Annotated in this window: 20 protein-coding genes and 1 tRNA gene; 7 read left to right on the top strand and 14 right to left on the bottom strand. The window is 62.8% G+C overall.

What is annotated here, in order from left to right; translation table 11 throughout:
- Nucleotides 1–44 precede the first annotated feature (44 nt).
- Nucleotides 45–120 (top strand) — tRNA-Thr (locus H8F01_RS03735).
- Between the two features lie 409 nt (nucleotides 121–529).
- Here the strand turns inward: H8F01_RS03735 and H8F01_RS03730 are convergent.
- The 4 genes from H8F01_RS03730 to H8F01_RS03720 form a co-directional block, all read right to left on the bottom strand.
- Nucleotides 530–808, bottom strand: a complete 279-nt coding sequence (locus H8F01_RS03730) for a HigA family addiction module antitoxin (protein ID WP_187057734.1) — start codon at nucleotides 806–808, stop codon at nucleotides 530–532.
- A gap of 11 nt (nucleotides 809–819) precedes the next feature.
- Nucleotides 820–912 carry a type II toxin-antitoxin system RelE/ParE family toxin gene (locus H8F01_RS21945; protein WP_425490068.1) on the bottom strand — a complete coding sequence of 31 codons (93 nt, stop codon included), beginning with the start codon at nucleotides 910–912 and terminating at the stop codon, nucleotides 820–822.
- Nucleotides 894–1,103, bottom strand: a complete 210-nt coding sequence (locus H8F01_RS03725) for a type II toxin-antitoxin system RelE/ParE family toxin (RefSeq protein ID WP_274380581.1) — start codon at nucleotides 1,101–1,103, stop codon at nucleotides 894–896. The genes H8F01_RS21945 and H8F01_RS03725 overlap by 19 nt, the downstream gene beginning before the upstream one ends.
- Before the next feature lie 134 nt (nucleotides 1,104–1,237).
- The gene (locus tag H8F01_RS03720; protein WP_187057733.1) at nucleotides 1,238–1,576 is read right to left on the bottom strand and encodes a glycine zipper 2TM domain-containing protein; all 339 of its coding nucleotides are present in this window, start codon (nucleotides 1,574–1,576) and stop codon (nucleotides 1,238–1,240) included.
- Nucleotides 1,577–1,953: 377 nt separating this feature from the next.
- Here H8F01_RS03720 and H8F01_RS03715 point away from each other — a divergent pair, with 377 nt between their 5' ends.
- Both H8F01_RS03715 and H8F01_RS03710 read left to right on the top strand, forming a co-directional pair.
- Nucleotides 1,954–4,368, top strand: a complete 2,415-nt coding sequence (locus H8F01_RS03715) for a GH92 family glycosyl hydrolase (RefSeq protein ID WP_238481140.1) — start codon at nucleotides 1,954–1,956, stop codon at nucleotides 4,366–4,368.
- Nucleotides 4,369–4,491: 123 nt separating this feature from the next.
- Nucleotides 4,492–5,511: a sterol desaturase family protein gene (locus H8F01_RS03710; RefSeq protein ID WP_187057732.1), complete on the top strand. Its 1,020-nt coding sequence runs from the start codon at nucleotides 4,492–4,494 to the stop codon at nucleotides 5,509–5,511.
- 1,073 nt (nucleotides 5,512–6,584) lie between these two features.
- Here the strand turns inward: H8F01_RS03710 and H8F01_RS03705 are convergent.
- From H8F01_RS03705 to H8F01_RS03675, 7 genes are all read right to left on the bottom strand, one after another.
- Complete coding sequence (locus tag H8F01_RS03705) at nucleotides 6,585–6,953, bottom strand: hypothetical protein (RefSeq protein WP_187057731.1); 369 nt, start codon at nucleotides 6,951–6,953, stop codon at nucleotides 6,585–6,587.
- A 159-nt stretch (nucleotides 6,954–7,112) separates the two neighbouring features.
- Nucleotides 7,113–7,763, bottom strand: coding sequence for a DUF4097 family beta strand repeat-containing protein (locus tag H8F01_RS03700; RefSeq protein ID WP_187057730.1), 651 nt, complete (start codon nucleotides 7,761–7,763; stop codon nucleotides 7,113–7,115).
- 236 nt (nucleotides 7,764–7,999) lie between these two features.
- Nucleotides 8,000–9,904: a glycoside hydrolase family 76 protein gene (locus tag H8F01_RS03695; RefSeq protein ID WP_187057729.1), complete on the bottom strand. Its 1,905-nt coding sequence runs from the start codon at nucleotides 9,902–9,904 to the stop codon at nucleotides 8,000–8,002.
- A gap of 681 nt (nucleotides 9,905–10,585) precedes the next feature.
- Nucleotides 10,586–12,493 (bottom strand): DUF4231 domain-containing protein, encoded by a 1,908-nt coding sequence (locus tag H8F01_RS03690; RefSeq protein ID WP_238481139.1) that lies wholly within the window; start codon nucleotides 12,491–12,493, stop codon nucleotides 10,586–10,588.
- Nucleotides 12,408–12,794 (bottom strand): hypothetical protein, encoded by a 387-nt coding sequence (locus H8F01_RS03685; RefSeq protein ID WP_187057728.1) that lies wholly within the window; start codon nucleotides 12,792–12,794, stop codon nucleotides 12,408–12,410. Before H8F01_RS03685 ends, H8F01_RS03690 begins: the two co-directional genes overlap by 86 nt.
- Nucleotides 12,795–12,869: 75 nt before the next feature.
- Nucleotides 12,870–15,062, bottom strand: coding sequence for a toll/interleukin-1 receptor domain-containing protein (locus H8F01_RS03680; RefSeq protein ID WP_187057727.1), 2,193 nt, complete (start codon nucleotides 15,060–15,062; stop codon nucleotides 12,870–12,872).
- A gap of 167 nt (nucleotides 15,063–15,229) precedes the next feature.
- Nucleotides 15,230–15,790 (bottom strand): hypothetical protein, encoded by a 561-nt coding sequence (locus H8F01_RS03675; RefSeq protein WP_187057726.1) that lies wholly within the window; start codon nucleotides 15,788–15,790, stop codon nucleotides 15,230–15,232.
- Between the two features lie 255 nt (nucleotides 15,791–16,045).
- Here H8F01_RS03675 and H8F01_RS03670 point away from each other — a divergent pair, with 255 nt between their 5' ends.
- The 3 genes from H8F01_RS03670 to H8F01_RS03660 all read left to right on the top strand — a co-directional run bounded on the left by H8F01_RS03670 (nucleotide 16,046) and on the right by H8F01_RS03660 (nucleotide 21,784).
- Complete coding sequence (locus H8F01_RS03670; protein WP_238481138.1) at nucleotides 16,046–17,482, top strand: efflux transporter outer membrane subunit; 1,437 nt, start codon at nucleotides 16,046–16,048, stop codon at nucleotides 17,480–17,482.
- Between the two features lie 88 nt (nucleotides 17,483–17,570).
- Nucleotides 17,571–18,662 (top strand): efflux RND transporter periplasmic adaptor subunit, encoded by a 1,092-nt coding sequence (locus H8F01_RS03665; protein WP_187057724.1) that lies wholly within the window; start codon nucleotides 17,571–17,573, stop codon nucleotides 18,660–18,662.
- A complete protein-coding gene (locus tag H8F01_RS03660) occupies nucleotides 18,659–21,784 on the top strand; it encodes an efflux RND transporter permease subunit (RefSeq protein ID WP_238481137.1) in 3,126 nt (1,041 codons plus the stop codon). Before H8F01_RS03665 ends, H8F01_RS03660 begins: the two co-directional genes overlap by 4 nt.
- A 278-nt stretch (nucleotides 21,785–22,062) precedes the next feature.
- Here H8F01_RS03660 and H8F01_RS03655 read toward each other — a convergent pair whose 3' ends face one another.
- Both H8F01_RS03655 and H8F01_RS03650 read right to left on the bottom strand, forming a co-directional pair.
- Nucleotides 22,063–22,848, bottom strand: coding sequence for an alpha/beta fold hydrolase (locus H8F01_RS03655; RefSeq protein WP_187057723.1), 786 nt, complete (start codon nucleotides 22,846–22,848; stop codon nucleotides 22,063–22,065).
- 43 nt (nucleotides 22,849–22,891) lie between these two features.
- The gene (locus H8F01_RS03650; protein ID WP_187057722.1) at nucleotides 22,892–23,908 is read right to left on the bottom strand and encodes an alpha/beta fold hydrolase; all 1,017 of its coding nucleotides are present in this window, start codon (nucleotides 23,906–23,908) and stop codon (nucleotides 22,892–22,894) included.
- Between the two features lie 1,372 nt (nucleotides 23,909–25,280).
- Between H8F01_RS03650 and H8F01_RS03645 the strand changes: the two genes are divergently transcribed.
- Nucleotides 25,281–25,895: a DUF6624 domain-containing protein gene (locus H8F01_RS03645; RefSeq protein ID WP_187057721.1), complete on the top strand. Its 615-nt coding sequence runs from the start codon at nucleotides 25,281–25,283 to the stop codon at nucleotides 25,893–25,895.
- Between the two features lie 120 nt (nucleotides 25,896–26,015).
- Here the strand turns inward: H8F01_RS03645 and H8F01_RS03640 are convergent, their stop codons facing one another.
- A complete protein-coding gene (locus tag H8F01_RS03640; RefSeq protein ID WP_187057720.1) occupies nucleotides 26,016–26,846 on the bottom strand; it encodes an oxidoreductase in 831 nt (276 codons plus the stop codon).
- Nucleotide 26,847: the final 1 nt, after the last annotated feature.

The following is a 26,847-nucleotide window of genomic DNA, read 5'->3' as shown; positions in this document are numbered from 1 at the left end:
GTCTTGCGCGCTTTCGATTCGCTCCGTAGAATTAGCGGTTCCTCGCCGGAATAGCTCAGTTGGTAGAGCGGCGCATTCGTAATGCGTAGGTCGTAGGTTCGATTCCTATTTCCGGCACCAAAATCAAGCAGTTAGAAAAGGGCTCAATCTACTAGGTTGGGCCTTTTTCTTTTGCGATGTCCCCGATTTGTCCCGCTCTATACCGCTCGTGCTCCGCTTTTTCTGTCCCAGTGGTGTCCCCATACGCTGATTGGATGCCGGATAGCCCGGATGAAGCGCAGCGAGAATCCGGGATCGCCACGCTTGGGCATGCACAACATGCACCGTATCGTTGAACCCCGGATTCCGCCGTTGGCTCCATCCGGGCTACGGGTCAAGGCGCGCATCCGTAGCCCGGATGAAGCGCAGCGAGAATCCGGGATCGCCACGCCCGGGCAAGCACGACATGCGCCGCATCGTTGAACCCCGGATTCCGCCGTTGGCTCCATCCGGGCTACGAGTGGCTACGCCCTTGAGCGGAATAACGGGGTCAGGCAGCTAGCGGATGGACGTTTCGGATGCTGGTTTTGCGGGCGATGGCCAGGTCGTAGTCGGCTTGCAGCTTCACCCATGTCTCGGCCTTGCCTGCGCCGGCTTTTTCCAGGCGGATGGCGAGTTCGGAGCTGATGCCGGCACGACCATTGAGCACACGCGAGAGGGCGACTCGCGACACGCCCAGGCGCTCGGCGGCGGTGGTGACGGTGAGCTCCAGCGGGGCGAGCACGTCCTCTTGCAGGATCAGGCCGGGGTGCACGGGGTTCTTGATCATGTCGAGGCCTTTTAGTGGTAGTCCAGATAGTCGACGAGTTCCACGTCGGCGCCCACGAAACGAAAGATCACGCGCCAGTTGCCGTTCACCGTGACTGACCACAAGCCCTTGAGCTCACCCTTGAGCAGGTGCAGGCGATAGCCGGGAAGGTCGACGCCTTCGGGTGTGCTTGCGTTGCGGCATCGAGCACCTGAAGGATGCGGCCCAGCTTGCCGGCATGCGCTGCCTGGATGCCACGGGTGGAGCCCGTGGCGTAGAAGGTTTGGAGGCCTTTGTGGCGGAAGCTGACGATCACTTGGACACTGTATCGTGTGGCTATACACGATACAGTGTCAAGTGAACTCGAAAGCGCGTAGGGTTATATCCCGGGGCTAGTTCTCGCTGCTCTCCAGGGCCTCTCGTTCCAACGGGCGTTCGCGCATGCCGACATCAGTACTGCTCCTGGTGGCAGCGCCGCTCCGTGGTGTACGTGGCGTTCTTGTCCTGGTGGTTCTCCTGCACCTTGTTGCCCACGACGCCGCCTGCGACGGCACCACCCACCGTGGCGAGTGTCTTGCCCTTGCCGCCGCCGATCTGGTTGCCGACCAGGCCACCGGCAACGGCGCCGATGGCCGTGCCTGCCACGCGATGGGTGTCGCTGGAGTTCACCTTTTTGACCTGAACGTCCTCGCACACGGTGCGCGTGCGCGGTTCGCTGGATTGCGCGAACGCGGTGCCCGTGAGCATGGAAAGGGCGAGAACCAGTGAGGTGATGGTGTGTTTGTTCATGGCGAGGCTCCTTGATGGTGGCGAGCTGTTCCTCAGGCTTGCACCCACGACAGCTACGCCGGCGGATGTGAGTGACCGGTCAAATCGGTGGCCCGCCAGTCAGCGGGGAGTTGCAGAGGTCACAACGACGTGCGCGTGGCGGTGAACGGTTCCGGTATGTGGGAAACAGGAGGGCGCCGGGGTGCCGATGCGTGTCCGCCGTCACGGCTTTTGCAGCGCAGCAAGCATGCGGTGGGAAATCAGGCTACGGTTCGGTGTCAGGCATCAGTCGCCGCAACCCGCAACATGGGTTTCCGCCTTGATCGCCTTTTTTTGGATCCGGAATTTGGATCGATACAAATCCGGTCAAATCGCACCATTTTCGGGGAGAGCAGCAGATGAGGCAGGGTTTGTCGGGTGGGCGGGGGCTTCGCCGCGCGTTGATGGTGGCCATGGCATGCGGCGTGTCGATGGCGGCAGCCATGCCCGTGCTGGCGCAGGGCACCCACGCGCCGGCGGATGAGGTCAATCCGATCATCGGCAGTCGCCACGGCGGCAATACTTATCCCGGGGCCGTGGTTCCCTTTGGCATGTTGCAGTGGAGTCCCGAAAACACGCGGGGCAAGCACGACCACACGGCCTCGCCCAGCGGTTATCTCTACGATGCGCCGCGCATTCGTGGCTTCAGCCTTACGCATCTGTCCGGCGCCGGTTGCCGCGGTGCGAGTGGCGATGTGCCGTTCATGCCCATCACATCGGCGGTGACGGGTTCGCCTTCGGCTGATCTCACCGACGCGACCTACGCCAGCGATTTCTCCCACGACAACGAGCAGGCGAAGGCCGGCGCGTATCGCGTGAAGCTCGCCAACGGCGTATCCGTCGATCTGGCGGCCACCACGCGCGCCGGCATGGGCAGTTTCAGTTTCCCGGCCGGGAAACCAGCCAACCTGCTGCTGCGCGCTTCCGATTCGGAAGTGGGCAGCAGTGATGCCAACGTCAGCATCGACCAGGTGCATCACACCATCACTGGCTCGGTGACCAGCGGCAACTTCTGCGGCTATCTGGCCAAGGCCGGCACGCGCAGCTATTACACGATGTACTTCGTGGCGCAGTTCGACCAGCCGTTCGCCGCAACGGGTGCCTGGCACGATGGCGACGTGCAGGCCGGCAAGACCGCCGCGCAGGGCGGCACGGGTTATGACGCGAAGGGCTTTCCCGCCTCGGGCAAGGGCTCCGGCGTGTGGGTCGGTTTCGATCCCGCGAAGGGGCCCGTGCAAGTGCGCGTGGGCATTTCGTATGTGAGCCTGGACAACGCCAAGGCCAATCTCGCTGCGGAAATTCCGGCGCAGGCGACCACGGCGCAAGTGCAGGCCAAGGCGCGCGATGCCTGGAACGCGGCACTGGGCAAGATCGACATCACCGGCGGCAGCGCCGACCAGCGCACCACGTTCTACACCGCGCTTTATCACTCGCTGCTGCAGCCGAACGTTTTCAGCGACGTCAACGGTGAATACCGCGGCTTTGACCAGAAGACGCATCGCGTGGAAGGTCGACAGCGCGCGCAGTACGCGAACTTCTCCGGCTGGGATGTTTACCGTTCGCAGGTGCAGTTGCTCACCTGGCTTTACCCGGATGTGGGCAGCGACATTGCGCAGTCGCTGTTCAACCAGGCGAACCAGAACGGCGGCGAGTGGGATCGCTGGAGCCACAACAGCGGCGGCACGCACGTGATGAGCGGCGACCCGGCCGTTCCCTCGATCGCGGCCATCGATGCATTCGGTGGGCATGAGTTCGACCTGCGTGGCGCCTACGATTCGCTGGCCAAGGCCGCGACGGTGCCGACGGCGCATGATCTTTCCAATGAAGGCTGCAATGTGGAATGCGTGGGGCAGCGTCCGTCGCTGGACCAGTGGCTGAAGCTCCACTACATCGCCACGGAGTCGAACGCGTGGGGCGGTGCGGCCGAGACGCTGGAAGACGCCACGGCGGATTTCGCGCTTTCGCAGCTGGCTGCGCGTGTGGGCGATCACGAGGGCGAGCGCTATTTCCTTACGCGTGCCGGCTACTGGCGCAACCTGTTCAACCCGAAGGCGGCGCCGGAAGGTGGCTATATCCAGAACCGCAACGCCGATGGCACCTGGCCGGCGTTCAAGCCCGACAGCGACGACGGTTTCGTCGAAGGAAGCGCGGCGGTTTACCTGTGGATGGTGCCGTTCGACGTGCGCGGCCTGTTCGATCAGCTGGGCGGCGTGGCCAAGGCCACCGCACGTCTTGATCGCTTCTTCCACGACGACAAGGGCCAGTGGGCGCTGACCGAGGCCGGTCCGCTGCATGCCGAGCTCAACAACGAGCCTTCCGTGGGCACGCCGTGGCTGTATGCCTTCGTCGGGCAGCCGTCGAAGACGCAGGAAGCCGTGCGCATCGTGGTCAACATCTTGTGGAAGAACACCCCCGAAGGCATCCCCGGCAACGACGACCTTGGCGAGATGTCCTCGTGGTACGTGTGGTCGGCGCTGGGCATGTATCCCGCCATTCCCGGTCGCGCGGAACTGGTGCTGGGCAGCCCGTTGTTTACGCATGCCGTGGTGCACCGCGCGCAGGGCAATGTGGTGATCACCGCGCCTGCCGCTTCGCCGCAAACGCCGTTTGTGCAGGCGCTGAGTGTCGACGGCAAGCCGCACGACAGTCCGTGGCTGCCGGCCAGTTTTGCGGAGCATGGCGGCCAGCTCGACTTCACGCTGGGAGCCAAGGCGAATACGTCGTGGGGCAGCGATATCGCCAAGGCGCCGCCGTCGTTTTCTCCGCCGAAGTAAGCGGCGGATCGCTATCGCCTCACGGGGAATTGCACCACCCGCAGACGCCGTGTGAGGCAACGATGAGCCTGGTTGTCACAAGGCACCAGGTCCATCGTAGAAACGTCATCCGAGGATGAGTGCATGGGCATGCTGGGCTGGATCCGCGATCAACTGATGGACTTCTTCGGCTTCGGTCCGCTGCTGGAGATGTTCGCCTCCGGCAACTACCGTGCACTGGCCACGGTGGACGGCTTCGGCCATCTGCTCGGGCCCATCATTCCCGTGCTGCTGGTGATCGAGCTGGTTCGCGGCATCCTCCGGCGAGGCACCACGCGCGAGGATTATCAGGTACCCATGCTGCTGTGGGTGGTGAATCGTTTCATCGGCGCGTTTCTCACCGTGGCCGTGGTCGGCTACTGCATCGGCCTGTTCAACCACCTTGCACCGTTCCAGGCGGGGCTCACCTGGTATGGGCTGCTGTATGGCTACCTGGTGTGGGAGCTGGCGCACTTCGTCTACCACTTTCTGGCCCACAAGGTGCGCCTGCTGTGGTGCCTGCATTCGACCCATCACGCGCCGGTGTCGATGAATCTGTCAGTGAACTACGCACACATTTTCCTGGAAGGCATGTATGCCGATGTCGTGCGTACCAGCATCTGCATGCTGCTCGGCGTAAGCCCGCCGCTGCTCGTGCTGATCATGATCATCGACAACTTCTGGGGCCAGCTCATCCACCTGGGTGAGAACGTGCTGCCCAAAGGCAAGCTGGGCTTCCTCCATCGCCTGGTGCTGACGCCGTCGCATCACCGTGTCCATCACGCACGCAATGTGATCTACATGGACACCAACTTCTGCAACCTGCTTCCCCTCTGGGATCGCGTGTTCGGAACCTATATGGAAGTGCGCGAGGACACCCGCATCGAGTACGGCATCACGCGGCCGGTCAAGCGCTACAGCGTGATCGACGCCATGCTCGGTGAATTCTGGTTGCTAGGACGGGATGTCTGGCACGCACCGGGACTGCACAACAAACTGCTCTACCTGCTGATGCCGCCGGGCTGGAGCCACGACGGCAATCATCACACCGCAAAGGTGGCCAAGCAGGAACTGCTGGCGGAGCAGGGCGCGATGGCCGAGTCCCCGGCGCGCGCCACCCGCTAAAGCCCTATCCGTAGCCCTATCCGTAGCCCGGATGAAGCGCAGCGAGAATCCGGGATGGCCGCGCTTGGGCAAGCACGACATGCACCGTGTCGGTGGGCCCCGGATTCCGCCTTTGGCTCCATCCGGGCTACATGTGCCAGCGGACACGGAAAGTACCGCGCACAACCCGTAGCCCGGATGAAGCGCAGCGAGAATCCGGGATGGCCACGCTTGGGCTAGCACGACATGCACCGCGTCGCTGAATCCCGGATTCCGCCTTAGGCTCCATCCGGGCTACATGTCCAGAGGACATGAGAGGTACCGCGTGCAACCCGTAGCCCGGATGAAGCGCAGCGAGAATCCGGGATCGCCGCGCCCGGCAGGCATGGCATGCACCGTGTTGCTGAATCCCGGATTCCGCCGTTGGCTCCATCCGGGCTACGTGTTCCCGCGGACATGGAAAGTGCGGCGCTCCACCCGTAGCCCGGATGAAGCGCAGCGAGAATCCGGGATCGCCGCACCCGCCCGAGCACGATCTCCGCCATGAGGGCGGATCCCGGATGGCTCCGTTGGCCCGTCCGGGCTACCCGTGCCCAGCCTTCCGCGTTCGACCTGGGGCAGACATGGGTCCAAGACCCTTGCGTCAGCCGTGGCTCGGCCGGAGGATGCGAACAGGGCAACAGGAGGGCTTATCCGTGTCGCTAGCCGCACCAGAAGAATTCGTCGTGGGCGCGTGCATGGTCCGGGTTTACACCTCCCCTATGGCGCAGCCTGGTGCTCCAGGGTGGGTAGGCGCATGGGAGGTTTATACCCTCCCGTGGTATCGGGCAAAGAAGCCTGTCGAACGTGGGCAGACAGGTGTCGAGTCTAGCGCTGAACTGGCCCAGGGGATGGCCAAGGCGATCGGGTCTGCCATAGCGGCGTGCCTGTGACTGATGCGGCGGCGCCGATGGGTTCAGAGCCTCTGGTCGTGTCGAATGACAGGCTTGCCCGTACGAACAGATCGCGCGACCGGCGTGACCGTTGATGAAAATGCGCTTTCGCCCAAAACGAAGCGCTCAGCAGGTTTGACGTGATCGGCAGGTTTAGGGAACTCAGGTCAATGAAGATTCGGCCAGCATGAGCCGATTGACCGTCTGTTCTGAGGTGTAACGCATGGCCAGGGCAAGATGCACGGTGTTAGCCGGGGTCAGGTCGTATGTACAGACCATGTCGGCCAGTTCAGCGAGGGCCTCCAGGTCGACGCGGGCATCGTCCAGCGCTTTACCGATTTTGTGTGTGACGTCAGGGCCACGCGCAACGATAAAGAGGCCTAGCGAACTGGCAGCCTCTCGTGCGGCCCTCGACATCGTCGCCGCCATGGGAGCGGCAAACAGGCCATCGTTCACGGCGTCTGTGGCGAGCTCATGCAAGGCCCGCGCAATGGAGAGTGCCGATATCACAGGGTGAGTGCGCCCCAGCATAAAACCCCTTGGCAGCGACATGGCTGCGTGGACTTTCCCCGGACCGAGGATAGCACCACGCGCCATTCATACAGGGTGATGGCGTTCCCTCAAATAGCTCCCCATCGGGGTACTGCGCGGCCTTTGCCTGCCGCGCGACCGGATGTGCGCCAACCGAAGCTACGGGGCTGCGCCGCTGAACATCTCCGGCGTCGCTCCTTTCACGGTGCCGATCTGTGCGCTGTTGCTGACCTTCAGGACCACTTCTTGGCGGAACTCAAGAGTGCCTTTCACCACCGCTTTTGGCCCGATCACCACTGTCGGCGCGTGACCGCTACCGAAGTGAACATTGCCGCGCTGTGGTTGAGTCACCAGGATGCCACCTTCAACAATCGATCCGGCGCCAATCGTGATATCCCCGGTAGCCGTCTCTATTCCCCCGCTGACACGAGCGTCGTCCAGCGTTATGGATTGACTGACGCCAGCAACGTGCCCCTTCACTTGCGCCCCCGGGGACAACTCGATGTGGCCGCTGACGGTTCCGATATTGCCTTTGGCAACGGCTCCCTTTCCAACCCGGATATTCCCGCTGACCGTGCCAAGATCGGTGACCTGAGCCTCGCGGCCTACGGTAATCAAACCGCTGATCGAGTTTACGTCGCCAACCACGGCATGATCACCCACCTCAATATCACCGCTGACCGCACTGAGGTCGCCGGCATGCTGGCCTGACTCAATACGGATGTCGTCACTGATTTTGTTGATGTCCTGATCCGTAGCCATGGCGGTCAGCGGAAGAAGCAAGGACAAGGCAAGTAGGCTGCAGCGCACGATGTCTCTCCGGTTAGTGGTGGCACCTACGTAGGATGCCGAATCACCCTCGAAGGTTTAGCGTGACTTTTGACATGGCTGGGCGCCACGCGAGTCGCGGTTTCCGGCACGACGCTTATGTCGCTTTCCGACTGCAAGATCGATTTCGCCATGGTGGGGCGTTGTGTGGAGAAGGCGATCGGTGGTCAGGCCAACAAGCGGCGCGCCCGCCCGCATGAGCGGACGCGCCGGTTGGCTTAGTGCACGATATTCGCCGAGACGTGATACACGCGGCCACCCCAGCCATCGTTGGGGAAGGAGTCGGACACTTTCATGTACACCGGCTTGGCGCCGTTCACTGCCGCGCCTAGGTACGGCGTAAGGTCAATGGTGCGGGCAGCCTTGTTGGAGCCGTCGGTCACCGGCTGACTCTGCTGCAGCACGGTGGTCCAGTGCACGTTGTCGACGCTGGCCTGCACCAGGAACTCGTTGTCGATGATCAATGTGATCTGCGCAGAGCTGGTATCGGCCGGGAACGGGAACCGATAGGTGAAGTGGGCATTGCCGTCGGCGAAGCGGTTCTGCACGCCGTTGCTCTGCGAGCCGTCGGCATCGAACAGCCACGGGTTTTCGTCAACGGTGCCGGTGTCGAAATCAATCGTGTGCGCAATCAGTACGTCAGCCTGGGTGGAGAAGCGCAGGCCGGCTGCTGCCAGGTTGGCCGTGACGAAGTGATGCCCGTCCGTGGCCAGGCTGGGCACGCTGAGCGTCAACGGCATGCTGTTGCTTGCCGGGTTCGCATTGCCATGCGGATCCAGCCGCATCATGGTGGCTCGCGGGGTGATGCTCCAGCCGGATGGAGTATCGACCGAGGTGATTGCCTGCAGCGGAATGAACCCCGTCGCCGACGCGCCAAGCTGGATGGTGATCGCCGTGTTGCCCGAGGCCGACGGCATCACCACGGGTTGTGCCGGCGACAGGGTGGCGGCCAGCGACTCCGGTGGCGCGGGTGTCGGCACATCGCCAATCAGGGCACTGAGCGCGCTGGCCTGGGTGCGCCAGTCGAACACGTTGGGGTGATCGTTGCTCGTGGCGCCTGACCAGCGCGTGCCGAGCCTGCCCGCCGCATCGCGATCGTCGGCCCAGATGCTTTCCGCTTGCAGGTCGAGGAATGCGGCGTACCGGCTGTCCCGGGTGATGTCCACCAGTTCGGTCCAGTAGCGCATGAAGATGCCCTTGAACTGCTTGCCATTGTCGTCGCAGGTTTGATCGATGGCATCACACGATTCGGTCAGGATGTCATTGCTGACCAAGGCGCTCGGGCCGGTGGCGGCGTCGGCCAGGCGGCGCACGCTGGCCAGGATCTGCGGATCACGCGTGGCGCGCCAAAGCTCCAGGCCGGCACCGATGGCCATGCCCTGGTTATACGTCCACACGTTCTGGCCATTGTTGGTGCAGGCATCGGTAAGGCCATCATTGACCAGGTTGTTGGCGTTGATCATGCCGCTGCCCTGGAACCACGCCCAACCCGTACGGGCCCGCGCCAGCCATTGGGTATCCCCGGGAATCCGGTTGTGGAGCTCCGCGGTGAGCCGTATCCACAAGCCGTTGGTGACGGCATTCTTGTAGGTGCGCTCGGCGTTCCACCACACACCACCGCCGCAGGTGCTGGTGTCCCAATAGCCGTTCACGTAATTGGCAATGGTGACCGCCATGGCCAGGTACTTGGGGTTTTTGGTCAGGTCGTACGCCTGTACCCAGGTCAGGCCCCACCATTCCGAATCATCGATGGCGCGGCTGGTGAAATTGCCCAGCAGGGGATCGCCGGACAACACGCCCGCAGGAAACGTGCCCTTGTCCTTTTCGAAGGTGTTGTCGAGCTGGGCCAGGTAACGACGGTCGCCCGTGCGTTGCATATAGTCGCCAATGGTCTGCAACGCCACCGCCGAATTCCACCAGCTTGACGGAAACCAGGCCTTGTCGGGGTCGTAGGCGTTCATCAGCACATCCGCCGCCACGCGGGCACGGGCCATGGCGGTTGCACCATCCGTCCGTGCATTGGACGGCTGGGCTTGTTCGGTGGCGGGGGAGGGAAGGGCGGTGGCCAGCAACATCAGGCTGGTGGCGGCGAGCAGTGTTCGCATGCGTGTGCGTTTTGCCATGGGACTCATGATCAGACGCGCTCCTGTCGATTACCCACAAAGGGAAGGGGGCATGACTTCCACCCGTCCACGGCCGGATCGTGGGCGAGGATCCGGCGTGGCCATACACGTGCCTTGAAGCATCTGGACGGCTATATCGGAATGCCCGCGGACATGCCTTGAGCTGGCATGAATCGCGTGCTGCATGTCCGTATCCATGTCCAGGAGGGCAAGGTCGCTGTTGAGGATGTGCATGAAGCGACGCGCTGAGGGTCGCCGCATCGGTGGTTGCCAGCGAAAGAGGTGGCCGTTCGTATTCGGCGATGTGGTCGCCATGACAAAAGCCAGGCGAGCGCCGCGCGCAACGCCGTTCCCCTTGTGCCATCACGTTCCCGCCCTACCGACAAGCACTGCCTCATGGCCCTGCGCTCCCCAGCCGACTTTTTGCAGAAAAGGCGTATTTGGATCGATCTAAATCGTATCCCCAAAAAAAAGGCCATGCCGTGATGGACCCGGTGTCCGGATACTCAGCGATCAATGTCCGCAGCGGACTCTAACCCGCTTCTGCATCGCGATGCTTGCTGCATCGCAAAAGGGCTGCACTGAAGACTGACCCTCTGGTGGGCAAATAGCGCAGCGTGGTTATCCGCAATGAGGCCAGGAAATCGTGGCGCGACGTGGCTGACGATGATGCTGGCGCGCTCAGAACTTGCTGTGCTCCACATCGCGCTCGCGATGCATCAGTGTCCATTCCGCGTGCTCGGTCAGCGCGGCATCGCCCAGTGCCAGCAGAATCTCGCGCTGTTTGGCAGGATCCGCGGTGCGGTCCAGGGCGGCGCGGGCACCGCTGAATATCCGTTGCATGAAACGGTACTGGCGGATCAGCTCCTTGTCGGCCTTGCGATAAGCATAGGCTTCGCGCACGGCGGCAACGATGGATAGCACCGCCATGATCAGCACCAGCGTGGTCTTGATCTGCTCGGGCAGCTTGAAAGCGAAGATCGCCAGGAAGACGCTGATGGAAATGCCGCCCCACAGGCTGATCATGCCCACGGTTTCGGTCACGTGGTGCAAGCCGGTGCGCTCGATGGTCTTGCGCTCGAAGTAGTACAGCTGGCCGCTGCGGCCGGATTCGCCGACCCATTCCTGCGTCACCTCGGCCAGTGCTTCTGTCGTGTGTGCATCGATGCCGGGTGACGGTTCGATGCCCACGGCACGCATCACGTGGCGGATCCAGCCGAGCTCGATGTTCTGCTTCTGAAGGAAATTGTCGTGGGCGAATTCGTGGTCGGTACTGGCCGAGATGCCGGCGTGCCGCCAATAGGCCTGCACGCGCAAGCCCTCCGCAAGCGCACGGTAGTCCAGGTATTTGCGATGCCAGCCACGGTTCCCTGCCAGCAAGGCGACCAGTGCGCCGATGCCAAACAACAGCAGGAACGTGTAGATGAGAAAGTCCGGTTCGGACAGATGGGCATAGAACGCAAAGGCGATACCCATCAAGGCGGCCAGCACATAGGTGAGCCGCAGGGCGAGCAGCACGCGTTTCTGGAAATGGATCGCCAGCCAGTCGGCCGCATGAAACGTGCGGCCGACGGTGGTCTGGTCGTTGATGACACGGCTGGCCTGCTGGCTCGATGTCAGCTCGATATCCTGCCGGTATTTATCCCAGTCGGTGTTGTACTCCGCCATGTTCGCGAACATCTGGCGAAACTCGGGTGGCGGCATGGTGTCGGTCGTGGTGATGTCGCCGCTGCGCCAGTACTGCTGCAAAGGTTGCAACCCGGGCGCGACGTCGCCGTGACTGTCCTCGCGCGAGCACACGATGTGATGGAGCAGCCGCTCGTCGCCGCCGCCGAGCACATGGCGCGCTTCACGATGGCGCTCCACCAAACCAGGAAGCGCACCGTTCAGATGGTAGTTGACGATCTGCGCGGTACCGCCAAGGCGCCCGGAATCCTTGCCGTCCCAGATCGCAAGCAGGATGTGGCAATGGCTGGCGATGAATACACCGGCTTTTGCGTACTGCTTGTCGCGCGCGGCACCGGGCGCTTCCACGACGTGGTGCGGTTGCCCCCGGGGCAGCGGCAATTCAAGCACGCGCGCCTGGGCACACAGCGATTGGAAGCTCGCGCGGGCCTCCGGTGTTGCAAAGTCATCCAGATAGAGCGCCGCCGGCATGGGCAGTGGTGCAACCAGCTCCGCACCGGCGCGCAAGGCTTCCTCGGCGAACAGCTGATCACCGCCTTCCGCGAGGGCCGAAAGCGCGCAGAGCGGAAGTTGCGGAAATTCGCGCTTCAGCATGGCGAAGAGTTCGGCAAGGCAATGCCGGATCGGTTCGATCTCCGCAGCGGAGATATTGCGGTGGCTGGTGACACCGATCACCAGCGGTGTCGTGGTGGGCGTCGTGCGAAAGTGAACGTCGTCGACACGGTGTGCGTCATAGGCCGCGAGGAGGTCGCCTTGGACCCCCTGCGCGGACGCTTGCGGGCTTTCCCTGCGATGCATGGTCAATGACTCGTGCCGGTCAGTTGTTCTTGATGGAGGGGTTGTTCGTGGTGCCGACGATGGAAGCGGTGGTGGTGTACCGGGTGTTGTTGACCTCGATGGCAAGCATGTAGATCCAGTCGCCGGTGGTGGCGGCGCTGTTGTTGAGGTCAGTCAGCGTCATGTTGTGGTTGTTGCTGCTGTACTGCGGTTGGCCGAAGATGCCGGCCCCCGGCCCAGTGCCGAGCCACTGGAAATCGATGATATTGCCGGTCGCGGCGTTGCCGTTGAGCTGCCAGGTGATGGTTTGTTGCGCGGCGTTTCTGGCGACCTCGTTCTCTTTCCCGTTTCCATTGCCTTTTTCATCGATCGTCACGACCCACGGGTTCTGGCTTTCGTCGAGACTGACCTTGAGGTTGTTCGGCATGACTGGATCCTCTTTCATTGAAGGAGTTGGTTTCTCTCCCGGACGGATCATCGTTTTGTTTGTTTGACACAAGCCCTATCGCGGGTCCGTGGCGCCAATGGTGGCTTGCAGGCGCTGCTCGACGGCGGCATTGGAGGGGTAGTCGATGTCGCTGCGCTTGAGCGCAGCGAGCAGTTCCAGATCGCGATAGCCGGATGCCCACAATTGCCGAACGATGGGGTCGGCATCGGCGCGCCGATCGAGGCTGAGCAGTGCTTCCACGTGGAGCGCCAGCAGACGCGGATCGCTGTTGGCGCTGATGGCCGACGACAGGTCCTTCAGTGCCGCTTCGCGCGATTGGCGCGAGGCATCGGCGTCAGGTGTGGCGGCGGCCAGCAGCAGGCGGGCACGGGCGGTGTCCAGCAGCAAGCTGCGTTCGTCGGGATTCCTGGCCTGCATGGGGGAGAGCACCGAGAGGGCTTGCGTCGCTTCGTTGTGTGCCTGGCCTTGTTGGCCGGCAGCCAACAGCTGCTCGACCTGTTCAAGCCGGGCCTCGGCATAGTCCTGCTGCCACTCCGCGTTGCTCGGATCCTGGTGCGTCATGTTGCCAAAGATCTCGAGCGCCTTGTCGTTGAGGCGTCGCGCTTGCTCCAAGTCACCCGACAGTCGCCGTAGCCTGGCCAGCTGCGTGGAATACAGCGCGATCTTCGCGCGGAAGCCGGTGCTCTCGGGATCGAACTGGTTCAGCTGCACCGCGCCGTCGATCGCCTGCTGAATGTTTTGCGCACCCTGGTCCACGGCTCCGCCCAGAGCCAGGGTGCGGCCGAGGATGGCACGTACGCGCACCATGTTCTCCCGCTGGTCGTGGTCCTTCGGATCGCGCTCGCTCAACGCGGTTTCGATGGCGTCGTCGTCACGGTATTCAGCGATGGCCGTAGCGAGATCGCCGCGCATCAGGGCCATCTTGCCGAGGTTGTTGTGCGCTTCCCCGAGGAGTTCATGCCATTCGGTCTTGGTCTGGGCACCGTCCACCAGGTGCCGGCATTGCAACAGCATGTTCTGGTATTGCGCGACGGCCTCGTCGAGCTTGCCACGTGCCTCCAGTACATGGCCGAGGTCGTTGTCCAGGGTGGCCCATTGCTGGATCAGCGCCTTGTCGCCGGACAAGGGCAGCGGTATGCGGCGCAATACGTCCTGCGCAGTGGCGAAGCTTTTACCCGCAGCCTCAAGGTCGCCCTGCATCCACTGGGTCATGCCGATGAAGGTGATCACGCGTGAATAGGCAGTTTGTCGCGGAATGTTGGCCGGTGCGCGGCTGGCCAGGGGGCCGGCGATGCGCGCCGCCGCCTGGTAGGAAAGCAGTGCCGCATCCAGGTGGCCCTGGTCGAAGCGCACGCTGCCGATCTTTTCCAGCGCCTTCGCGCGTTGCTCAAGCGACGTGTCGGTGACGTCGGTGCTGGGCAGGGACTGGAAATAGGACATCGCGCGATCGTCCACCGCCTCCAGGATGTCCAGACGCTGTACCTGCCCGAGCTTTTCGTTGAGATCACCGAGCATGAAGCTGACCAGGCCCTCCGCCTGATTGCGCTCGCGCTCGGCCGTGCGGCGTGCGTGCATGGCCACGACGGCCAGGGTGGATGTCATCACGGTTATCACCATCGCCGTGGCCGCGATGGCGGCGAGGCGACGCTGGTAGCGCTGCTGCTCGCGCTGCTTGAGCTGGTCGAAGCCAATATCCAGCAGGCCGGCGATCAGCTTGAGCTTGGCATTGGTCCGGCCGTCTTTCCCCGGGCGTGCATCGGCGGCGATCGGCTCGGCAGGCACGTTGCTCAGCGCGCCGTTGTCGCCCCATTGGTAGCGCAGAGCTTGTGCGAAGCATTCCTCATCCTCGCGACCGGGAAGCTGGGTGGCGTTCGGTTCGCCGTCCACGATCAGGCAGAAAACGCGATCGCTACCCCCAAGCCGCTTGAAGGCCATGACTTCTTCATTGACCCATCGCGACCTGGCTGACGCGGGCGAACAGATCACGACCAGGTTGGCCGATAGCGTCAGGGCCTCGTTGACCTTGCGGCCGAGGTCGGTGGCGCTTGCCAGTTCATCGCGGTCACGGAAAACCGGAACCAGACGCCGTGGCACGACGCCTGCGGCGGTGGCTTTCCCCACCAGGCGCCGGGGAACCCGGTAGTTCTCCAGGGCCTTGTGCAGCCAGTCGGCCCAGGCTTTGTCCTGGTGGCTGTAACTGATGAATGCGCGATACCGGAATTCCGGCAAAACGGGGTCCTGCGCCATGACGAGCCGCACTCCTGCACCAGTCAGCGCAGTCCTTTGCCGGGAAATCCCCAATCATGGACGGTAATCATGCAGCGCCAGCCTGGGCACCAAAGCGCGGCTGGCTTCCCCGCCGGGAGACTAGCACGGCGATTACCTTGCGGAAGCCGTCTAGAAGTACAGGTGTCTTAACGTCGCCGCCTATGACTATCGTTGTACCCGTTGGCATGGCCAACCCTGGCGATCGCCCTGGCACGTAAGCTCCACGCAACCTTGATGTGGGTGTCGGGAAACGGGCTCATGATGCGTGAAAGAGTGGTGCAGGCAGGGATCATGATCCGGATCCGCAACGCATCGCGGAGATATGCGAAAGCGTTGCTTGACGCATCAACGGCGGATCTTGATCTGCACTGGGCCGACATGCGCTTCGGTTTGGGGCAATCGCCGAACGCCACCACGTCGAGGATGACTTGCTGATTTTTTTGCCAGTCGTACTGGGCACGACGTTTGCGCAGTTCACGGTCTTTCGAACTGGCTGGTGGTGACACGCTCTCCGTGTTCATCCATTCGGCATTCTCCGATACCGTAAGTTGCACGGCCGTCTCGCTGCCGGGCAGAACACGCCGGTTCGATGCGCTCGCTGGCGCCGCGTTGCTGGTCAACGAGAGGCCGACGTCTCGGGTTCGCTTTCGATTCGAATCAAACCCCATCCGTCGCATCGAGCCGGTGGTGGAGAGGATGGCCACCATGTACCGGGAAGGGATTTCCGAGTGAGGGGGTATCGCGAAAACTTTCGCCGTGGTGCGGCAAGGCTGGCTGCCGCGCCTGTGCTATATCTGCGCGGGGGAGGGGGAGTATGGCCGGGCGAGTGACGCTGGGAGCCGATTTCGCCTGGATCATGGAGCTCGGCGGAGAGAGTCGTTCTGGCTATGTCTGTTTTGAGGTTCGCTCAAGCGTGCTTGCCGCAAGGCCGGTGTCTTCTCACGATACTGGCTACATCGCTGGTGGCCGCTTGCGCAGTGGGGCCGGACTTCAAGCGCCCCGCGGCGCCAGAGGTCAGCCAGTACACATCAAAGCCGGTAACCAGCACCGTGGCGACCGAGCAGGTGGCCGGCGGCGAAGCACAGCGCTTTGCCAGCGGGGGCGATATTCCTGGCGACTGGTGGACGCTGTTTCACTCGCGGCCGCTCAATGACCTGATCGAACAATCCCTGGCCAACAACCATGACCTCAAAGCGGCGCAGGCGGCGCTGTCGGTGGCAAGGGAAAATGTGCTCGCGCAACGTGGCAGCTATTACCCGAGCGTGACCGGAACCTTCTCTGCCAGCCGCCAGAAGCAGTCGGAGTCCATCTCGCCGACGCCCAACTCGAACACCTTTCAGTACAACCTGTTCACGCCGCAGGTCAATGTTTCCTATGCGCCCGATATCTTCGGCCTCAATCGCAGGACGATGGAGTCGGTAAAGGCGCAGGAACAGGCCGTGCGCTACCAGATGATCGCCACGCAGATCACCCTGAGCACCAACGTGGTGGCTGCCGCCGTGCAGCTCGCTTCGTTGCAGGGCCAGGTGGATGCGACGCGCGAGCTGGTGGATATCAACACGCACATGGTGCAGATCCTTCGCGATCAGTCCACCAAGGGTTACGCCAGCGGGTTGGATCTGGCCACTCAGGAATCGCAGCTTGCCCAGGTCAATGCGACGCTGCCGCCGCTGCTTAAGCAACTGGCACAACAGCGTGACTTGCTTGACGTGCTGGTCGGGCAGTACCCGGGACAGGCGCCAGACCAATCGTTCGACCTGGCAGGGCTCCAGTTGCCGCAGGAGCTTCCGGTCAGCCTTCCGTCGACCCTCGTGGCACAGCGCCCCGACGTGCTCCAGGCGGAGGCCAACATGCATGCGGCCAGCGCGCAGATCGGCATTGCCGTCGCCAATCGCCTGCCCAACATCGTGTTGAGCGCGAACGCGGGCAGTACGGCGTTGGCCATGCATCAATTGTTTACCTCAGGCACGGGCTTCTGGGGGATTGGCGCGGACATTACGGCCCCGATCTTTCAGGGCGGCACGCTGCTGCACCAGGAGCGCGCCGCGAGGGCGGCCTACGTGGAGGCGGCGGAGCAATATCGCAGCACGGTGATGGGTGCTTTCCAGAACGTAGCCGACTCGCTCGTCGCGCTGGAACAGGATGCGGCTGGGCTCAAGGCTGCCGCGGCCGCCGAGGTGGCCGCCAGGCACGCGCTGGATCTGTCGGAACGTCAATGGAAGGCCGGCTACGCGGACTACCTTTCGCTGTTGAGTGCGGAACAGACCTACCAGCAAGCGCGTATCACCCTGGTGCAGGCTCAGGCCAGCCGCTATGCCGACACGGCGGCGCTGTTCCAGGCACTTGGGGGTGGATGGTGGAATCGCGCGGATCTAGCCCGGGACAACAATGAAAAATAAACCGATGGATGGCGCGCTTCCAAAGCAGCACCGGCAACGATGTGCGCGCATCGTTGGCGCAGCATGGCTGCTTGCGGCAACGTGGGGCATGGTCGGGTGTTCCGGCAAGACCGCTGAGGATGCGCCCGCCGCATCCGCCACGCCGGTCAACGTGACGCTCACGCCGGAGCAGCGCAAGCACATCCACCTGTACGACGTCGTGAGTGCCGGCTACCACCGAACGGTGGAGGCCACGGGCTCCGTGGATTTCAACAACGACCACGCAACGGCCGTGCTGGCGCCAATTTCCGGCCCGGTGTCGCGCCTGCTGGTCGATATCGGCGATCACGTGAAGCAGGGCGATGCACTCGCGCTGGTGGATTCGCCCGATTACGCCGCGGCCGTCACCACGTATCGCAAGGCGTTGACCACAGCACACACGGCCCGGCGACTGGCTGATCTGGAAAAGGATCTGGTCGCGCATCAGGGCGTTGCCAAGCGTGAAGAAGATCAGGCAGAGACCGATGCCGCCAACGCCGACGCGGACGTCGACGCTGCCCTGAAAACGCTGGTCTCGCTGAATGTCGACCCGAAGGTCATCAAGGACATCGAACAAGGCAAACCCATCGGTCCCCTCCATGGCGTCATTCGTTCACCCACCGCCGGCATCGTGGTCGATCGACAGATCACGTCGGGGCAGCTTCTGCAGGCCGGCACCACGCCGTGCTTCACGGTGGCTGATATTTCGCAGGTGTGGGTGATGGCACAGGTCGCTGATGCCGATGTGGCATCGGTGAAGCCAGGCGACTCCGCCCAGATCGAGACCGGCGCCGATGCGCAGCCACTGGTTGGCACGGTTTCCCGGATTTCCCCCATGGTTGATCCGAATACACGGTTGGTACCGGTGCGTATCGTCGTGGACAACGCGCAGGGCCTGCTGAAAAAGCAGGCGTATGTCGGCGTGCAGATCCACTCGCGGCAGGAAGCCCATGGGTTGTTGGTGCCGGTGTCGGCGCTGCTACGGGATGACGAGAACCTGCCGTTCGTCTACGTGGTGGATCCCGACGGCAGCTTTGCGCGGCGACGGGTGAGCCTGGGGCACCGCACGGGCGACCAGTTCGACATTCCCACGGGCCTGAAGGCCGGTGAGAAGGTCGTGGTGGATGGCGGCATCTTCGTCCAGTTCATGCAAAACCAATGAGCGACCAGTTTCCTTCCACGGAGTCGCCCTCGCGCGCGGCATCGATCATGAACCGCGTGGTGACCGCGTCGCTGGGTCAGCCCTTTCTCGTCCTGCTGCTGACGCTGCTGCTGGTGGGCGCGGGCGCGCATTCGCTGAAGCGCTTGCCCGTAGATGCCTATCCCGACCTTTCGCCGCCCATCGTGGAAATCATCACGCAGTGGCCGGGGCATGCCGCCGAAGAAGTGGAGCGGTTGATTACCGTGCCGGTCGAGCTGGGCATGAATGGCGTGCCCAAGACCACCATCACGCGCTCCATCTCGCTCTATGGCTTGTCCGACGTCATCCTTACTTACGAGACGGGCACGGACAACAACTTTGCCCGACAGGAGGTGTTCAACCGCCTGGGTGACCTGACCCTGCCCAGTGGCGTAACGCCCTCGGTATCGCCGCTATCGGCGCCGTCGGGACTGATCTATCGCTATGTGCTGCAAAGCACCGACCGTTCACCGATGGACCTCAAGACACTGGAGGCATGGACGGTCGAACCGCAGTACAAGGCCGTGCCGGGCGTGGCGGATGACTCCGGGTTCGGTGGCGGCACCATGCAATACCAGGTGCTGCTGGACCAGACCAAGATCGCGGCGGTCGGTTTGTCCGCGGTGCAGGTGGAGGCGGCGCTGAGCGCCAACAATGCCAATGCCGGTGGCGGCTTCTATTCGCAAGGCGGCCAGTTCTATTACGTGCGCGGGGCAGGGCGCATGGAAACGCTGGAAGACATCGGCAACGTGGTGGTTGCCGTACACAACGGCGTTCCAGTGCTGGTGAAGGATGTGGGCCGGGTGGTTATCGGCATCGCTCCGCGCCTTGGCGAGTTCGGTTACGAAAAGCAGGACGACGCCGTTGAGGGCGTGATCCTGTTGCGCACGGGCGAGAAGACCCAGGATGTGCTGAAGCGGGTCGAGGCGAAAACCAGGCAGCTCAACGACGAAATACTGCCCAAGGACGTGAAGGTTGTCCCGTTCTATGACCGCGTGGACCTGATCACGCTGACCACCAAGATCGTCGAAGACAATCTGCTGCGCGGCATGTTGCTGGTCGTGGTGGTGCTGATCTTCTTCCTCTACGACGTCCGTGCGGGCCTGATCGTTGCCACCACGATTCCGCTGGCGCTGTTGTTTGCCTTCATCTGCCTGGACATGCAGCGGGCCTCGGCCAACCTGCTGTCCATTGGCGCGGTGGACTTCGGCATTCTTGTCGACGCCGCCGTGGTCATGGTGGAGAACATCTTCCGGCAGATTGCCGATCGCCATGGCGGCCCGCTCAACGTCAAGGAGATCATCCGGGATGCCGCCGCCGAGGTGGACCGCCCCTTGTTCTATGCGGTGGCGGTGATCGTGGTGAGTTTCCTGCCGATCTATGTGTTGTCCGGCCCGTCAGGCACGTTGTTCAAGCCCATGGCCGACACGATGATCTTTGCGCTGGTCGGCTCCCTGGTGATCACCTTGACCCTGCTGCCGGTGCTCTGCGCCGTATTCATGCGCAAGGGTGTGAAAGAGCGGCGCAACCGTATATTCGAGGCGATCAAGTCGCTCTACGCCAAGGGTCTCGACGCCTGCCTCGCGCGGCCATGGATGACGGCGGCGGCCTCCACCGTGGTGCTGCTGCTGTCGCTGCTGCTCATTCCGCGCATTGGCGCCGAGTTCATGCCGCAACTGGATGAAGGTGCGTTGTGGGTGCGTGCAACGATGCCGTACACCATCTCGTTCGAGGAAGCGTCGAAGATCACGCCCAAACTGCGCGAGGTGTTGCGCTCGTTTCCCGAAGTGACCACGGTGGCCTCCGAACTGGGCCGCCCGGATGACGGCACGGATTCCACGGGCTTCTTCAACGTGGAGTTCTATGTCGGCCTCAAGCCTTACTCCGAGTGGAAGGGTTCGTACCGTGACAAGGCTGCGTTGATCCAAGCCATCAACCAGAAACTCCAGGCGTTCCCCGGCATCATCTTCAACTACACCCAGCCTGCCGAGGATGCGGTGGACGAGGCGGAAACCGGCCTGAAGAGTGCGCTGGCCGTGAAGGTGTTCGGATCTGACCTGACCACGCTGGAGCAGAAGGGAAAGAGCATCAAGAAGGTGCTGGAGAACGTGCGCGGCATCCACGACGTCACCCTGGTGCAGGAGCTTGGGCAGCCCAGCCTGAGCATCAAGATCAATCGTGAAAAGATCGCCCGCTACGGCCTGAACGTTTCGGACATCAATGGCCTGATCCAGACGGCGATCGGTGGCGACGTGGCCACCCAAGTGGTCCAGGGCGAGAAGCAGTTCGATCTGGTGGTGCGGCTCGAAGAGAAATACCGGGACAATCCGGACGAGATCCGGAACATCCTGGTGACGACGCCTGACGGCCAGCAGATAGCGCTGAAAGAGTTTGCCGACATCCAGGAGATCAGCGGTGCGTCTTTCATCTATCGCGAGAACAACTCCCGCTATATCGGCGTGCAGTTCTCCGTTGAAGGGCGAGATCTGGCAGGCGCGGTGGAAGACGCGATCCAGCAGGTCAACGGCAAGGTCAAGCTGCCGCAAGGCTATCGGCTCGACTGGGGCGGCGAGTACACCGAATACACCGCATCGCGAGCCCAGTTGAATGTCATCCTGCCGTTGACGCTTGCCTTGATCTTCCTGCTGCTCTTCACGCTTTACAGCAACTTCAAGTTCCCTTTCATCACCGTGCTGGGTGTGCTCTTGTCAGCGCCCGTCGGCGGCATCGTGGCGCTGTGGATCACGGGGACGCCGTTCTCGGTGTCGTCGGGCATTGGCTTTCTGGCCCTGTTTGGCGTGTCGGTGCAGACGGCCGTGGTCTACATCTCGTACGTCAATGAACTTCGTCGCGGTGGAACCCGCCTCGAGGATGCCATTCGCGAGGGCGCGATTCTTCGACTGCGGCCGATCATGATGACGGCGCTGGTGGCCGCACTGGGCCTGTTGCCCGCGGCGCTCGCCACCGGCGTGGGTACGGACACCCAGCGACCCTTCGCGCTGGTGATCGTCAGCGGCCTGTTTACGCGACTGTTGATCAGTGTGTTCCTGATGCCCGTGCTCTATACGCTGGTCGCACGCCCGGACGACCGGCTCGAGGTATGAGCGCGCCGGTTTCGCGCGTGTTGGCCAACGGTCGCCGGGGGGATTGATCCGGTAACGCTGCGATGGTGCTCGCTTTCGCCCCAAAAGGGAGCCTTCGGCATGGCAGGCCAGATCCAGCGCGGGTCCTGCACCTGAAACTACGTGGCACCGTGTGCTGCCGCGTGCGATGTCCTGGCCGTCAAAAGAGAATGCCGCGCTAGCGCGGCATTCTCGCTGGGTGGCGAATCCCTGATTCGCCTGCATCAGATCTCGGCTGGATCTCTTGCACGTGTCTCAGCTCAATTCGACGCGGCCTTCTCAATCAGGTGGGCCACTGCGTCCGGATGAGAAACCATGACGACGTGCGATGCGCCCTTCACCACCACCACATCCTTGGCTGCTGCGCGTTTGGCCATGAACGCCATGGCTGCCGGGGGGATGTTCTTGTCCGCATCGCCGTAGATCCACCAGGAGGAAATGCTCTTCCATGCGGGAGTACCCGCCTTCTCATCAAGAGCGGCTTGCTGCAAGGGACGTTGCGTGGCGGCCATCAACGCAGCGTTCGCGGCCGGCACGTCAGCGGCGAACTGCGCGTGGAACTTGTCCTGGAGGATGTACAGGTCCTTGCCGCCATCGGCGAGATCCGCCGGCGGTGCCAGGGACTGGCCGAGCGAGCTGCCCGGGAATTTGCCGGTCAGTTCGCCCAGAGTTTCACCGGTATCCGGCGCGAACGCGCTGACGTAGACCAGCGCCTTCACGTTGGCGTGGCCATTGGCAGCCTCCGTGATGACGTTGCCGCCGTAGGAATGCCCTACGAGCACCACGGGCTGCTTCAGGTCGCCCACAAGGCTGCCGATGTAGGCGCCGTCGCTCTTTGCGCCGCGCAGGGGGTTGGCGGCGGCAATAACAAAGTAGCCGTCCTTGTGCAGGATGTTGACGACGCCGTTCCAGCTTGACGCATCGGCAAAGGCGCCATGCACCAGCACAATCACCGGCTTCTGCATGGGCTTGGACGTTTGCGCGGAGGCGCCCACGCACAGCAGGGTGGATGCCGCCAGCATCCATGCGACGAAGGTCTTCTTCATTGGACTATTCCTCGGGTTTCGGTCGTGTATGGATCACGCAGGATCAAAGCCGGTCGGCGTCGATGATGGCCTGGGTGAACGCCTGGGGTGCTTCCTGCGGAAGGTTGTGGCCGATGCCACCATTGATCAGCCGGAACTGGTACTTGCCGGTGAACTGCTTGGCGTAGGCCTCGGGGGCCGGGTGTGGCGCGCCGTTGGCATCGCCCTCCATGGTGATGGTCGGCACCGAGATTTTCGGCAGTGCGGCCAGACGCGCTTCCAGCGCCGCGTATCGGGTCTCGCCATTGGCTAGGCCCAGTCGCCAGCGGTAGTTGTGAATGGTGATGGCCACATGATCCGGGTTGTCGAGCGCTGCTGCGCTGCGATCGAACGTGGCGTCGTCGAAATTCCATTTGGGCGAGGCGAGCTGCCAGATCAGCTTGGCGAAATCCCGATGGTTCTTCGCATAGCCTTCCTGGCCGCGATCGGTGGCGAAGTAGAACTGGTACCACCACTGGTACTCGGCCTTGGGAGGGAGCGGGGCCTTGCCCGCTGCCTGCGAACCGATCAGGTAGCCGCTCACGCTGACCAGCGCTTTCACGCGTTCTGGCCACAATGCGGCAACGATGTCAGCCGATCGTGCGCCCCAGTCGAAACCGCCGAACACGGCGCGCTGCACGTGCAGCGCATCCATGAAGTCGATCACGTCCTGGCCGAGGGCGGCGGGTTCCGCGTTGCGCACGGTGCTTGCCGACAGGAAATGCGTGTCGCCGTAGCCGCGCGCATAGGGCACGAGCACCCGGTAACCCTTTGAGGCAAGGGCTGGCGCCACTTGTTCGTAGCTGTGAATGTCATAGGGCCATCCATGCAACAGGATGACCACGGGGCCATCTGCTGGCCCCATCTCGGCGTAAGCCACGTCCAGCACACCTGCGTGGACGTGCTTGAGCGCGCCCCATGGATCGGCCTTTGCGCTGGACTGCGCATGCACCTGGCCGGTCAGGCCCAGCTGGGCAACCAGGGCTACAGCTAGCGTCGAGCGCATCAGATGGCGAATCGGCAACTTCATTTTGACGTGCATGGGAATGTCTCCAGCTAGAAGGAGGGGGATGTGGGAGGCGTGCAAACCAGGTGCAAGCCGGCCGAAAACAGCGTGGCAACGCCTTACGCGCCATCGTTTTGCAAAAGCGTCCGTGTACGTGGTCACGTCCTTTGACAGTCGTGCGGCAGGCGACGTCGCCCCTGGCATGGTTGGGCCGGGGTGGACTACTCGCACCCGTCCCGCCCACGAACGTGCAGGGACTTCACGCTGGCCTCCATCCTCAATCACGGAACAACTTGCAGCCGCTTCTGGCTGGCGTGCCCCGAAAAGGCGAACGCGTCCGAACAGCCTTGCCTGGCTTCCGGAACCATGTGGTGCAAGCGCTGCGGTCCAAAGGGAAAAGAGATGCCCGGCACCGCTACGCGGGGCCATCCGACGAAGACGTGACTGGGAGGTCCCGGTCAGGCCAGCAGGGTGCATGGAGAACATGCGCATCATCGCGGTAGCCTAGGTGCCGCTTCGGCGTGCTGCACCCCTACTTGGTGTGGACGACCTGCCACCCTTTTGGGCTACTACCCTGATCGAGGCGCGTACGATTGCACGGCCAAACGTCCGTATAGGGACTCCACCCCATTGCAGGCGTCCCTTGCTCTGGCGTCGGTGTCGACTGCACATCCGGCCCCTGACAACCACACCGCTTGGCAGTGCTGGGCCATGATGGGCTGGTCGCGCGCCGGCTCCCAATCGCTTTCGCGTGCTTTACGGCACCTGGGCATTTCAGGGTCCTGCCGGTGCCGGTTCGACCGGTTCGCCATCGTGCGGTTGGCTGGCCATCGTGGATGGATGGTGTTTGGACGTCTCTTTCAGGCGGCCGCCAAGGCCGGTTGGTAATCGGGGTGGTAACGCAGGAGTGCCCATGCGGGCCTTGCCGTTTTGTTGACAGGGCCACGCAGGCCGCGTTGGGACGGGCGCACAATCCACTGACTAAGTCGGTCGTCCTTGAACGGAGCAGTGCGTAGCGCCGAGCGTGCGCCGTGCACGAGCAGGCCACGTACGCATCGCCTCGCTGTGACATGTTTGGGGGTAAAGGTCCGTTTTCGGGTGCAACGGCCTGGTCGCGCTCCGGGTCTGTTCAACCTGGCGGTCGAGAGCAGGCGTCGAGGTTTCGATCTCATTCCCCTCAGTGCCTTCGATCCGGCGCGTGGGTGCACCAGATCGGACGGGGCACAACTTGCGATCTGGGAAGCTCATCATGGGCCACACCAGGCTCGAAAACAGGGTGCGGCTCAGGTAATGAGGTCGCGGGCGGCCTTGCATTGGACGGGGAGACTGCGGTCTGATGTTCCGGGAAGGCTGAATCACCGGCCGACGTTTCTGTGCACTGGCCGAATCAAACATCGAGGGATAGGCAATGGTCGGAATCGTTCTTGCGTCGCTGCTCGTTGCGTCAAGCGGGAGTCAGTGCAATTGGCCATCCATTGCGGCGGTGCTTGAAGCAAGGGCGGAGGCGGACCAGGCCGCGCGCGATGTGCTCGTGCGCGATGTTCATGCAGCAGGAGCGAACGATATCGCGCTCCAGATTGACCTGCAGAATCGGCAGTGGTTTCGACCGATTTTGAAGGCCTGCGGCTGGCCAGAGGCAAGGGTGGTCGGCGAACCGGCGGCGAACGCCGCCTGGCTGATCGCGCAGCACGCCGATATGGATCCGGATTTTCAGCTGTTCGCCGCCCGACTGATGAAGTCGAAGGTACTTATCCACCAGGCGGACGGTGAGTTGCTGGCCCTGTTGGTCGACAGAAACGCGCGCATGCAGAAGCAACCCCAGACCTACGGCATGCAGTACCGCCAGGATGACGGTGTCATTCGCTTCTTGCCGATCGAAGATCCTGCCCATCTGGATGACCGCCGGAAAGAAATCGGCCTCGTGCCGTTTGCCTGTCGCTTTCGCGATGTCCAAAGCAAGAACAAGGGTGAGATTGAATGGCCTGAAGGCGTGCCGCGTGACTCTGCTCCGTGTACCCAGTGAGCGCAGGCTCGTGGAGTGACACGAGCGGCGGTTGGGGCATCCGCTTCCAGCGAAGAAGCTGATGCAAGCCGTGTCTGCCTTTGATCGGAAGCCGGCATCGCCATAGCGCAACCCAAAGCATCAACCGTCAGTCGACCGCGAGATCGCTTCCCATTGGGTGATCTCGGCAGCCATGTCGGACAACTTCTGACGAACCAGGCCAAGCGCGTCGCTGCCAAGTAGCAGATGTGTCGGCGGCGAAGGGCTGTCGATCACGTCGAGCATCACCTGTGCCGCCTTTTCGGGATCGCCGAGCTGCTTTCCGCTCTTCTGTTGGCGTGCCTCGCGTATGGGATCAAACGTGGCGTCGTAGTCAGGAATGGAACGAGCTGTCCGCACCATGGAGCGTCCCGCCCAGTCCGTGCGAAACGAGCCGGGTGCCACTGCGGTAACGACGATTCCCAGCGGTGCGACTTCCTTGCCCAGCGCTTCCGAGATTCCCTCAAGGGCAAACTTGCTGCCACAGTAGTAGGCGATGCCGGGCATGGTGATGTACCCGCCCATCGAGGTGATGTTGAGGATGTGCCCCCGGTGCCGGCGTCGCATGGACGGCAACACGGCCTTCATCATGGCGACGGCGCCGAACACATTCACGTCGAACTGTCGTTGCATGTCGGTCAGGGGCGATTCTTCCAGGATGCCCTCATGGCCGTATCCGGCGTTGTTGACGAGCACATCCACTGGCCCGTGCTCCTTTTCGATGCTGGCAACGACGCCGTCAATCGCATCGAAGTGGGTGACATCCAGCACGCGGGCCCACGCGGTACCGGGGGACAGGCTTTCGAATTCGCGCACGGCCTGTTCGCTTCGCACGGTTCCAATGACCCGGTGACCTCTTGTCAGGGCCTCTTTGGCCAGCGCTCGGCCGAATCCACTGCTTACGCCGGTGATCAGCAAGGTCTTGGCATTCATG

The sequence above is a fragment of the Dyella telluris genome, assembly GCF_014297575.1.
In the GTDB taxonomy this organism is placed as follows: Bacteria; Pseudomonadota; Gammaproteobacteria; order Xanthomonadales; family Rhodanobacteraceae; genus Dyella; species Dyella telluris.
The sequence above is the reverse complement of the archived record's forward strand: the minus strand, read 5'-3'. Positions and strand labels throughout refer to the sequence as shown.

Coding starts and splice junctions, on each gene's coding strand:
- H8F01_RS03730 (WP_187057734.1), bottom strand. CDS start 808: ATGATCAAGAACCCCGTGCACCCCGGCCTGATCCTGCAAGAGGACGTG.
- H8F01_RS03720 (WP_187057733.1), bottom strand. CDS start 1,576: ATGAACAAACACACCATCACCTCACTGGTTCTCGCCCTTTCCATGCTC.
- H8F01_RS03715 (WP_238481140.1), top strand. CDS start 1,954: ATGAGGCAGGGTTTGTCGGGTGGGCGGGGGCTTCGCCGCGCGTTGATG.
- H8F01_RS03710 (WP_187057732.1), top strand. CDS start 4,492: ATGGGCATGCTGGGCTGGATCCGCGATCAACTGATGGACTTCTTCGGC.
- H8F01_RS03705 (WP_187057731.1), bottom strand. CDS start 6,953: ATGCTGGGGCGCACTCACCCTGTGATATCGGCACTCTCCATTGCGCGG.
- H8F01_RS03695 (WP_187057729.1), bottom strand. CDS start 9,904: ATGGCAAAACGCACACGCATGCGAACACTGCTCGCCGCCACCAGCCTG.
- H8F01_RS03685 (WP_187057728.1), bottom strand. CDS start 12,794: ATGCCGAACAACCTCAAGGTCAGTCTCGACGAAAGCCAGAACCCGTGG.
- H8F01_RS03680 (WP_187057727.1), bottom strand. CDS start 15,062: ATGGCGCAGGACCCCGTTTTGCCGGAATTCCGGTATCGCGCATTCATC.
- H8F01_RS03675 (WP_187057726.1), bottom strand. CDS start 15,790: ATGGTGGCCATCCTCTCCACCACCGGCTCGATGCGACGGATGGGGTTT.
- H8F01_RS03665 (WP_187057724.1), top strand. CDS start 17,571: ATGGTCGGGTGTTCCGGCAAGACCGCTGAGGATGCGCCCGCCGCATCC.
- H8F01_RS03660 (WP_238481137.1), top strand. CDS start 18,659: ATGAGCGACCAGTTTCCTTCCACGGAGTCGCCCTCGCGCGCGGCATCG.
- H8F01_RS03655 (WP_187057723.1), bottom strand. CDS start 22,848: ATGAAGAAGACCTTCGTCGCATGGATGCTGGCGGCATCCACCCTGCTG.
- H8F01_RS03650 (WP_187057722.1), bottom strand. CDS start 23,908: ATGCACGTCAAAATGAAGTTGCCGATTCGCCATCTGATGCGCTCGACG.
- H8F01_RS03645 (WP_187057721.1), top strand. CDS start 25,281: ATGGTCGGAATCGTTCTTGCGTCGCTGCTCGTTGCGTCAAGCGGGAGT.
- H8F01_RS03640 (WP_187057720.1), bottom strand. CDS start 26,846: ATGAATGCCAAGACCTTGCTGATCACCGGCGTAAGCAGTGGATTCGGC.